This is a genomic window from Aeromicrobium sp., from assembly GCF_032084975.1.
GTDB lineage: Bacteria > Actinomycetota > Actinomycetes > Propionibacteriales > Nocardioidaceae > Aeromicrobium.
This window is the reverse complement of the sequence record NZ_DAMDLR010000090.1, coordinates 1-9,414: the sequence shown is the minus strand read 5'-3', so window position 1 is coordinate 9,414 and position 9,414 is coordinate 1. Positions and strand designations below refer to the sequence as shown.

Here is a 9,414-nt window from a genome sequence, read left to right as displayed (position 1 = left end):
GGTTGATGTCGGCGCCGAGGTGCTTGGAGCCCATGACGTCGTAGGCGCCGCCGTACGCCTTGCGCGTGATGATCGTGACGAGCGGGACGGTGGCCTCGGCGTAGGCGTAGATCAGCTTGGCGCCGCGGCGGATGATGCCGTTCCACTCCTGGTCGGTGCCGGGCAGGAAGCCGGGGACGTCGACGAACGTCAGCACCGGGATGTTGAACGCGTCGCAGGTACGGACGAAGCGCGCCGCCTTCTCGGAGGCGTCGATGTCCAGGCAGCCGGCGAACTGCATCGGCTGGTTGGCCACGACGCCGACGCTCTTGCCCTCGACGCGACCGAAGCCGATGACGATGTTCGGCGCGAACAGCGGCTGGACCTCGAGGAACTCCTGGTCGTCCAGCACGGTCTCGATGACGGTGCGGATGTCGTAGGGCTGGTTCGCGGAGTCCGGAATGAGGGTGTCGAGGGCGACGTCGAGGTCGGTGGGCTCGAGGTCGACGACCTCACCGAACGCTTCGGGCTCCTCCATGTTGTTCTGCGGCAGGTAGGAGATCAGCGCCTTGACGTACTCGAGCGCGTCGTCCTCGTCCGAGGCCAGGTAGTGCGAGTTGCCGCTCTTGGTGTTGTGCGTGCGACCGCCGCCCAGCTCCTCCATCGTGACGTCCTCGCCGGTGACCGTCTTGATGATGTCCGGTCCGGTGATGAACATGCCCGAGGTGCCGTCGACCATGACGGTGAAGTCGGTGACGGCGGGGGAGTAGACGTGGCCGCCGGCGCAGTTGCCCATGATGAGGCTGATCTGCGGGATGACGCCCGACGCGTGCACGTTGCGGCGGAAGATCTCGCCGTACAGGCCGAGCGAGACGACGCCCTCCTGAATGCGCGCGCCCGCGCCCTCGTTGATGCCGATGATCGGGCAGCCGGACTTGATCGCCAGGTCCATGACCTTGGTGATCTTCTCGCCGTAGACCTCGCCGAGGCTGCCGCCGAAGATGCTGAAGTCCTGGCTGAAGACGCACACCTGGCGGCCGTCGATCGTGCCGTAGCCGGTGATGACGCCGTCGCCCAGCGGCCGGTTCTTGTCCAGTCCGAACGCCGTGGCACGGTGGCGGGCCAGCGCGTCGAGCTCGACGAACGAGCCCTCGTCGAGCAGGTGCTCGATGCGCTCGCGAGCGCTCTGGCGGTCGCGCTTGTGCTGCTTCTCAGCAGCGCGCTCGGCCACCTCGACGGTCACCTCATGGTGGCGCCGCTCGTACTCGGCGAGCTTTCCGGCGGTGGTGTGGAGCTCGGGGTGCTCCTCCAGCGGGACGTCAGGCAGGGCGTCGGTCATGGCGAACACCATAACCGGGCGCCGTTCCGGGGCTTGACCAAGGGACGGGTGCTGGACACTGTCCACGCGGTCGGCACGGTGCCATAGTCAGGAGATGAGCCTCGATCCTGCGGTGACGAACCCCGAGCGCTACACGGTGATCTTCGAGAACGAGAAGGTCCGCGTCCTGGAGTACAAGGACACTCCCGGTGACGAGACGACGCCCCACGAGCACCCCGACAGCGTGATGTACACGCTGAGCTCGTTCCACCGCCGACTCATGTCCGGGGACTTCCAGATGGAGGTGGAGCTCGAGCAGGGCACGGTCGTCTGGCTGCCCGCCCAGGAGCACCACGCCAAGAACATCGGCGACACCGACACCCACGTGATCTTCGTCGAGCTCAAGGGGGGCGGGTCGGCCCCCGCTCCCGCGGGCGGCCCGGCTTCCCTCGGCCCGCAGTAGTCCTCGCCGCGACCCCGGGCCGGGACGACGGTGTGCCAAGGTGGGCCCGTGCAGCAGCCCACCCGTGCTCCCCTCGACCGCGACCGCCTGAGCCGGGAGGCCGACGGGTTCTCGGTCCTCGTCACGGACGAGACCGCCAGCACGAACGCCGACCTGGCCCAGGCCGCCCACGCGGGCGCGCCCGAGTGGACCGTGCACACGACCGACCACCAGGCCGCTGGCCGCGGCCGGCTCGACCGGACGTTCACCATGCCGCCGCTGACGGGGATCGCGGTCTCGACGCTGGTGCGCCCGGTCGAGGTGCCGCCCCAGCGCTGGCCCTGGCTGCCGCTCGTGACCGGTCTGGCCGTCGTGGACACGGCGCGCGAGACCGGGGTGGAGGCGGCCCTCAAGTGGCCCAACGACGTGCTGGTCGACGACCGGCGCAAGCTGTGCGGCATCCTCGTCGAGCGGGTCGAGACCCCTCAGGGCGCCGCCGCCGTCGTGGGAGTCGGGCTCAACGTCTCGCTCGCGGCCGACGACCTCCCCGTCGAGACGGCCACCTCATTGTGGCTCGAGGGCGCGGGCACGATCGATCGCACCGAGGTGCTGCTCCTGCTGGTGCGCCACCTGCGCGAGCGTCTCGAGACGTGGCGCGACCCGGCGCGCTCCGCCGAGCTCGCCGACGCCTACGTCGCTGCCTGCTCGACGATCGGCCGTCGCGTCCGCATCGAGCGCGCGGACGGCAGCGACGTGATCGGCGAGGCGACCGGCATCGACCCCTCGGGGTGCCTCGTCGTCGACGGGACGGCGTGGTCGGCGGGCGACGTGACACATTTGCGCCCCGCGTGACTCCTTGCCACGTCGCCGACGTGGGAACATGGCGCCATGCTGTCCGAGAAACTGCTGCTCGACGACGAGACCGTCGAGACGGAGACGCGCACCCACCTGAAGGTGCTGATCGTCCCGTTCCTCATCGGCCTCGCGCTCATGCTGATCGGCGGGTACTTCGTCGGCGCCGTGGGTGACTCCGGCGGCGGAACCCCGCGTCTGGCCGGGCTCGTGGTGCTGGCCGTGCTGTTCCTGTGGGGCACCGTGCTGCCGTTCCTGCGCTGGCTGACGTGGACCTACACGCTCACGAACCGCCGGCTGATCGAGCAGAAGGGCCTGCTGACCCGCAAGGGCCGGATCATCCCACTCGCGCGGATCAACGACGTCGCGTACGAGAAGGGCGTCCTCGACCGCATCCTGGGCTGCGGCACGCTGATCATCCACGACGCCAGCCAGCAGGCGGGACTCGCGCTGCACGACATCCCCCGCATCGAGGACGTGCATCGCCGGATCTCGAGGCTGGTGCTCGTCTCCCACGCCCCGGAGGCCAGGAACGATGAGCAGTCCTGAGGACCTGCAGCTGGTCGACATCATCCTCGCCGAGCAGCTGCACTACACGAACGCCGAGACCGCCGAGCGCGGCGGACTCACGACCGAGCAGGCCGTGCGCCTGTGGCGCAACCTCGGCTTTCCCGACCCCGGCGACGAGATCGCCTTCGGTGACGCCGACGTCACCGCCGTGGCGATCGTCGCCACCGCCATGGAGCACCAGATCCTCGACGAGGACACCGTCTTCCGGCTGACCCGCGCCCTGGGCCAGACGATGTCGCGCCTGGCGGACTGGCAGGCCACGATCCTCGTCGACCAGCTCGAGTCCGACATCGAGCGCGGCAAGTCGACCAGCCGCGCCGACGCCGCCCTCGAGCTGGCGCACTCGTCGGTGCCCGGGTTCGAGCGCCTGATGGTGCACGTCTGGCGCCGTCACCTGGCCGCCGCGGCAGCGCGCCTGACCGCGCTCGGCCAGGGCGACCAGGCGTTGCTGACCACCGAGATGACCGTGGGCTTCGCCGACATGACGCGCTTCACCGCCTTGTCGAACCGGCTGGACGAGTCCGAGCTGGCGACCGTCGTCGAGGACTTCGAGACCCGCTGCGGCGACCTCATCACCTCGGCCGGAGCGCGGGTCATCAAGACGCTCGGCGACGCGATGCTGTTCGTGCACGCCGATCCCGTGCACACGACCCGGATCTCGCTGGACATCGTCAGCACGATCGGCGCCCGACGGCAGCTGCCCGACGTCCGGGTCGGGCTCGCGACCGGCTCGGTGCTGAGTCGTCTGGGTGACGTCTTCGGCCCGCCCGTGAACCTGGCGGCGCGGCTGTCCCAGGTGGCGCGCGCGAACCGTGTGCTGGTCGACCAGGCCACCGCGGACGCCCTCGACGGCCACTTCGAGATGCGTGCGCTGCCCCCGCGCCCGATCAAGGGCTTCGGGCACCTGTCGCCCATCACGGTCACCGAGCGCCGTGTCTTCCGCGCGCGCTGAGCGGTGCCGCGCGGCTCTCGCCTAGGCTGGCGCCCGTGACGCACGAAGCTCCCGGCCACGACGTCGCCGTGATCGGCGGCGGGCAGCTCGCCCGGATGATGCAACAGCCCGCGATCGCCCTCGGCCTGCGGCTGTGCCTGCTCGCCGAAGGTCCCGACGTCTCCGCCGCGCAGGTGATCGGCGACCACCGCGTCGGCACGCACACGGACCTCGACGACCTGAGGGCCGCGGTGGGTGACGCGCCCGTCGTGACGTTCGACCACGAGCACGTCCCGCCCGAGCACCTGCGGGTGCTCGTGCAGGAGGGGCACGAGTGCCGACCCGGTCCCGAAGCGCTGATCCACGCGCAGGACAAGCTGGTGATGCGCCGCCGCCTGACCGAGCTGGGTGTCCCGTGCCCCCGCTGGGCCGAGGTCGGCACGCCGGCGGACATCGAGGACTTCGGCTTCCCGGCGATCGTCAAGACCGCGCGTGGCGGCTACGACGGCAAGGGCGTCTGGAAGGTCGAGAGCGTGGCCGACCTGCAGGAGCCGTTCTCGGTCGGCGGTGAGCTGCTGGTCGAGGAGCTCGTCCCGTTCCGCCGCGAGCTGTCGGCCCAGGTCGCGCGCAGTGCGACCGGCGAGATCGTCGACTACCCGGTCGTCGAGTCGCGCCAGGTGGACGGCGTGTGCTCCGAGGTCGTCGCCCCGGCGCCGAACCTGGACCCCGCCCTGGAGGCGCGCGCCCGCGGCATCGCCCGCACGGTCGCCGAGGAGCTGGGCGTCGTCGGGATGCTGGCCGTCGAGCTGTTCGAGACCGACGACGACCGAGTCCTGGTCAACGAGCTGGCGATGCGCCCGCACAACACCGGCCACTGGTCGATCGACGGAGCCGTCACGAGCCAGTTCGAGAACCACCTGCGCGCCGTCACCGGACTGCCGCTCGGCTCCACCGCGCCGCGCCAGCCGTGGGCCGTGATGGTCAACATCCTCGGCGGGGCGGTCGAGGACCTCACGTCGCAGCGGGCCGTCGCGCTGGCAGCCGAGCCCGACGTGAAGGTCCACCTGTACGGCAAGGCGGTCAAGCCGGGCCGCAAGGTCGGTCACGTCACCGCCGTGGGTGACGATCTCGAGGACGTGCTGCGCCGGGCCCGGCGCAGCGCCGCACTGCTGACGGACGGGGACCAGGGATGAGCAAGCGCGTCGGGATCGTCATGGGGTCGGACTCCGACTGGCCCACGATGGAGGCCGCCGCGACCGCGGTGGCCGAGTTCGGCATCGAGTACGAGGCCGACGTGGTCTCGGCCCACCGCATGCCCGACGAGATGCTCGAGTACGGCCGCCGCGCCCACGAGCGGGGGATCGAGGTCATCATCGCGGGCGCCGGGGGAGCGGCGCACCTTCCCGGCATGATCGCCGCCGTCACGCCCCTGCCGGTCATCGGCGTGCCCGTCCCCCTCAAGTACCTCGACGGCATGGACTCGCTGCTCTCGATCGTCCAGATGCCCGCGGGCGTTCCCGTGGCGACGGTCGCGATCGGCAACGCGCGCAACGCCGGCCTGCTCGCCGTGCGGATCCTCGCCGCCGGCGACCCCGGTCTGACCTCGGCCATGGTCGACTTCCAGCGGACCCTGGCCGACGCCGCCCGCGCCAAGGGTGCCGCGGTTCGCGGGCACTGACGGTTTCCCCGGTTAACCGGGGAAACCCGCACTTCACGAGGGTTGCGATCCTCGAGAAGTGACAGGAAACCTCGTCCAGTCGGCAAGATCCGGTTGGGTGGCGGGCTGATCCTGTCCGCCTGCGAGCGTAGGTTGCGAGGATGGAGATCGTTCTCGTCCCGGGCTTCTGGCTCGATGCGTCGTCGTGGAGTGAGGTGACGCCCGCGCTCGTCGAGGCCGGGCATCGCGTCCACGCGCTGACCCTCCCCGGCTTGGAGTCGCGAGACGCGCCGCGAGCCGGCATCGGGCTGCGCGACCACATCGAGTTCGTGGCACGGAAGGTCGACGCACTCGAGGGCGACGTCGTTCTCGTCGGGCACTCCGGCGGCGGCGCCGTCATCCACGGCGTGGCCGACCTGCGGCCCGATCGCCTCGCCCGCAACGTCTACGTCGACTCCGGCCCGCCCGCCGAGGGCCAGCCGATCAATGAGGAGCTCCCGGCCGACGCCGACGAGATCCCGTTGCCGCCGTGGGAGGAGTTCATGGACGAGGATCTGGTCGACCTCGACGACCGGCTCCGTGCGGACTTCATCGCTCGGGCGATCCCGCACCCGAAAGCCGTCGCCACCGACGGCATCCGCCTGACGGACGACCGCCGGCTCGACGTCCCGGTCACCGTGATCGCCTGCGAGTTCCCGTCCCGGGTGATCGAGGACGCCATCGCAGCCGGTGAGCCGTGGGTCGGCGAGCTGGCCCGGATCCGTGACGTCGAGTACGTCGACCTGCCCACCGGGCACTGGCCGCAGTTCACGAAGCCCGCCGAGCTCGGCGCCGCGATCGTCGAGGCGCTGCGCGAACGCTGAGTCGCGTCAGTACAGGTTCTTCGCGTACTGATCGCCGTAGTAGGCCTCGAGCTCCTCGACCGAGTCCTCCGGTCGCTCCATCTCGTGGGCGATCACGGCCCGCGACGGCAGCGCCTCTGGGTGCCAGGACTCGGGCTCCCACAGTTGCGATCGCAGGAACGCCTTCGCGCAGTGGAAGAAGACCTGGTCGACCTCGACCTCGCACACCATGACGGGCCGCTTGCCCCGCACGACGAGCGCGTCGACGTAGTCGGGTCCGCCGTCGTCCGTGCGCAACAGGCGAGCCCGCCCGGCGATCCGCAAGGTGTCGCCGCGTCCCGGGACGATGAACAGAAGGGAGACGTGCGGGTTCGACAGGATGTTGGCCCAGCCGTCCGCTCGGCGGTTGCCTGGACGCTCGGCCAGCGCGATCCGGTTCTCGTCGATGACGTGCACGAGGGACCCGGCCGGATCGCCCTTCGGCGAGGCGTCGCAGGTGCCGTCCGCGGCCGAGGTCGACAGCACACAGAAGGGCGAGGCCCGCAGCCAGGCGACGTGCTGCGGCGCGAGCCGGTCGCGTTCCTTGTCGAGGGCTCGCTGCAGCGGATGGCCCAGAATGCCTCGAAGTTCGGCCTCGTTCCGGATCTGCGTCATGACCCGAGGGTAACCACACCGATGCCGGTGGCCCCGGCGCTCAGGCGTAGGATTCCGGCGTTCTGAGTTTTCGATACCGGGAGTTGAGCGTGTCCGATTTCTTCGCGTTGTCCGAGGAGCACCAGGCCATCCGCGAGGCCGTGCGTGCCGTCGCCGAGGCGAAGATCGCGCCCCATGCGGCCGACGTCGACGAGGCGCCGCGCTTCCCGAGCGAGGCCAACGCCGCCCTCATCGCCTCCGACTTCCACGCTCCGCACGTGCCCGAGCAGTACGGGGGCGCCGGCGCCGACGCGCTGGCCACCGTGCTGGTCATCGAGGAGGTCGCCCGCGTGTGCGTCTCCAGCTCGCTGATCCCCGCGGTCAACAAGCTGGGCTCGCTGCCCGTGCAGATCGGCGGCAACGAGGAGATCAAGGCCAAGTACCTGGGCAAGCTCGCGCGGGGCGAGGGCCTGTTCAGCTACTGCCTGTCCGAGCCCGAGGCCGGCTCCGACGCCGCGAACCAGAAGACGACGGCCAAGCGCGACGGCGACGACTGGATCATCAACGGCACGAAGCGCTGGATCACCAACGCGGGCGAGTCCGAGTACTACACGGTGCTGACGCAGACCGATCCCGCGAAGCGCACGAAGGGCATCACGGCGTTCGTCGTCGAGAAGTCCGACGAGGGCGTCTCGTTCGGCGCCCCGGAGAAGAAGCTGGGCATCAAGGGCTCGCCGACGCGCGAGGTCTACTTCGACAACGTCCGCATCCCCGGCGACCGCATCATCGGCGAGGTCGGCGAGGGCTTCTCGATCGCGATGAAGACGCTCGACCACACGCGCGTCACGATCGCGGCGCAGGCCGTGGGCGTCGCGCAGGGCGCGCTCGACTACGCGCTGGGCTATGTCCAGGAGCGCAAGCAGTTCGGCCAGGCGATCGCCGACTTCCAGGGCCTGCAGTTCATGATCGCCGACATGGGCATGAAGATCGAGGCCGCTCGCCAGCTGACCTACGCGGCGGCGGGCCGCTCCGAGCGCGGCGACAAGGACCTCACGTTCTTCGGCGCCGCGGCGAAGGCGTTCGCGTCCGACACCGCCATGCAGGTGACGACCGACGCGGTCCAGCTGCTGGGTGGCTACGGGTTCACGCGCGACTACCCGGTCGAGCGCATGATGCGCGACGCGAAGATCACCCAGATCTACGAGGGCACGAACCAGGTGCAGCGCATCGTCATGGCGCGTCAGCTGCTGGCGGGCATCCAGAGCACGCTCTGAGTCGCCGAACGGGTTCTGGTGTGATGGGGGCGGTGGTTGGAGCGGGGCTGCGCCCGCCGCGGACCGGGCCCGGGGGCCGATCGATGCACGAACAGACAGCGAGGACAGCATGAGCACGCACGTCGAGGACCAGCAGGGGAACGGCTCGAGTGGCCGCAGGACGATCCGGGCGGCCGTGCTCGAGCGACTCGACGCGGAGCGACCGTTCGAGCAGTCGCGCCCACTCACGGTGGGCGAGGTCGAGCTCGACCCGCCGGCCGGGCGTGAGCTCCTGGTCCAGATCGAGGCCGCAGGGATCTGTCACTCCGACCTCTCCGTGGTCGACGGCGTCCGGCCCCGCCCCGTTCCGATGCTGCTCGGGCACGAGGCGTGCGGGCGGGTCATCGCGACCGGTCCCGAGGTCACGGACCTGGCGGTGGGCCAGCGGGTCGTCATGACGTTCCTGCCCCGCTGTGGCGAGTGCGACGCGTGCCGCACCGACGGCGTCCGCCCGTGCACCACGGGGAGTGTCTCGAACGGCACGGGCGACCTGATCGGCGGCGGCTCCCGCCTGAGCCGGGGCGGGGAGCGGGTCCACCACCACCTCGGCGTCTCGGGCTTCGCGACGCACGCCGTCGTCGACGAGCGGTCGGTCGTCCCCGTGGGCGACGACGTCCCGCCGGCGATCGCCGCCGTCATGGGGTGCGCCGTCCTGACCGGCGGCGGTGCCGTGATCAACGCGGGTCGCCCCGTCGCCGGGGACACGGTGGTCGTGGTCGGCCTCGGAGGAGTCGGCATGGCGGCGCTGCTCACGGCACTCGCGCTGGAGGACGTGCGGGTCGTCGGCGTCGACGCCTCGGACGACAAGCTCGTCACCGCCCGTGAGCTCGGGGCGCACGAGGCCCTGTCGCCGGCCGAGGCGGTCGAGCGTGGCCTC

General features: G+C 70.7%; 11 protein-coding genes. 9 read left to right on the top strand and 2 right to left on the bottom strand.

Annotated features, from left to right (window positions below; genetic code table 11):
- Positions 1–1,318, bottom strand: a 1,318-nt coding sequence (locus RT323_RS14725; protein WP_313409795.1) for an acyl-CoA carboxylase subunit beta, incomplete at its 3' end; no start/stop codon positions are given.
- Between the two features lie 94 nt (positions 1,319–1,412).
- Here RT323_RS14725 and RT323_RS14720 point away from each other — a divergent pair.
- The 7 genes from RT323_RS14720 (at position 1,413) to RT323_RS14690 (ending at position 6,612) form a co-directional block, all read left to right on the top strand.
- A complete protein-coding gene (locus RT323_RS14720) occupies positions 1,413–1,760 on the top strand; it encodes a hypothetical protein (RefSeq protein ID WP_313409794.1) in 348 nt (115 codons plus the stop codon).
- Between the two features lie 48 nt (positions 1,761–1,808).
- A complete protein-coding gene (locus RT323_RS14715) occupies positions 1,809–2,591 on the top strand; it encodes a biotin--[acetyl-CoA-carboxylase] ligase (RefSeq protein WP_313409792.1) in 783 nt (260 codons plus the stop codon).
- Positions 2,592–2,627: 36 nt separating this feature from the next.
- A complete protein-coding gene (locus tag RT323_RS14710; RefSeq protein WP_313409790.1) occupies positions 2,628–3,140 on the top strand; it encodes a PH domain-containing protein in 513 nt (170 codons plus the stop codon).
- A complete protein-coding gene (locus RT323_RS14705) occupies positions 3,127–4,113 on the top strand; it encodes an adenylate/guanylate cyclase domain-containing protein (protein ID WP_313409788.1) in 987 nt (328 codons plus the stop codon). Before RT323_RS14710 ends, RT323_RS14705 begins: the two co-directional genes overlap by 14 nt.
- A gap of 35 nt (positions 4,114–4,148) precedes the next feature.
- Positions 4,149–5,285 (top strand): 5-(carboxyamino)imidazole ribonucleotide synthase, encoded by a 1,137-nt coding sequence (locus RT323_RS14700; protein WP_313409786.1) that lies wholly within the window; start codon positions 4,149–4,151, stop codon positions 5,283–5,285.
- Entirely contained in the window at positions 5,282–5,770 is a 489-nt protein-coding gene (gene purE / locus RT323_RS14695; protein ID WP_313409784.1) for a 5-(carboxyamino)imidazole ribonucleotide mutase, read from the top strand. The genes RT323_RS14700 and purE overlap by 4 nt, the downstream gene beginning before the upstream one ends.
- Positions 5,771–5,910: 140 nt before the next feature.
- Positions 5,911–6,612, top strand: a complete 702-nt coding sequence (locus RT323_RS14690) for an alpha/beta hydrolase (protein WP_313409782.1) — start codon at positions 5,911–5,913, stop codon at positions 6,610–6,612.
- A gap of 6 nt (positions 6,613–6,618) precedes the next feature.
- On the opposite strand, the gene RT323_RS14685 is transcribed toward RT323_RS14690, so the two are convergent.
- Positions 6,619–7,245: an MSMEG_1061 family FMN-dependent PPOX-type flavoprotein gene (locus RT323_RS14685; protein ID WP_313409780.1), complete on the bottom strand. Its 627-nt coding sequence runs from the start codon at positions 7,243–7,245 to the stop codon at positions 6,619–6,621.
- A gap of 89 nt (positions 7,246–7,334) precedes the next feature.
- Here RT323_RS14685 and RT323_RS14680 point away from each other — a divergent pair, with 89 nt between their 5' ends.
- Entirely contained in the window at positions 7,335–8,498 is a 1,164-nt protein-coding gene (locus RT323_RS14680; RefSeq protein ID WP_396172444.1) for an acyl-CoA dehydrogenase family protein, read from the top strand.
- A 109-nt stretch (positions 8,499–8,607) separates the two neighbouring features.
- Positions 8,608–9,414, top strand: an 807-nt coding sequence (locus RT323_RS14675; RefSeq protein WP_313409777.1) for an alcohol dehydrogenase catalytic domain-containing protein, incomplete at its 3' end; no start/stop codon positions are given.

Bases quoted from the DNA above. Each gene is read 5' to 3' on its own strand.
- RT323_RS14705 (WP_313409788.1), top strand. From the start codon at position 3,127: ATGAGCAGTCCTGAGGACCTGCAGCTGGTCGACATCATCCTCGCCGAG.
- RT323_RS14710 (WP_313409790.1), top strand. From the start codon at position 2,628: ATGCTGTCCGAGAAACTGCTGCTCGACGACGAGACCGTCGAGACGGAG.
- RT323_RS14685 (WP_313409780.1), bottom strand. From the start codon at position 7,245: ATGACGCAGATCCGGAACGAGGCCGAACTTCGAGGCATTCTGGGCCAT.
- RT323_RS14720 (WP_313409794.1), top strand. From the start codon at position 1,413: ATGAGCCTCGATCCTGCGGTGACGAACCCCGAGCGCTACACGGTGATC.
- RT323_RS14690 (WP_313409782.1), top strand. From the start codon at position 5,911: ATGGAGATCGTTCTCGTCCCGGGCTTCTGGCTCGATGCGTCGTCGTGG.
- purE (WP_313409784.1), top strand. From the start codon at position 5,282: ATGAGCAAGCGCGTCGGGATCGTCATGGGGTCGGACTCCGACTGGCCC.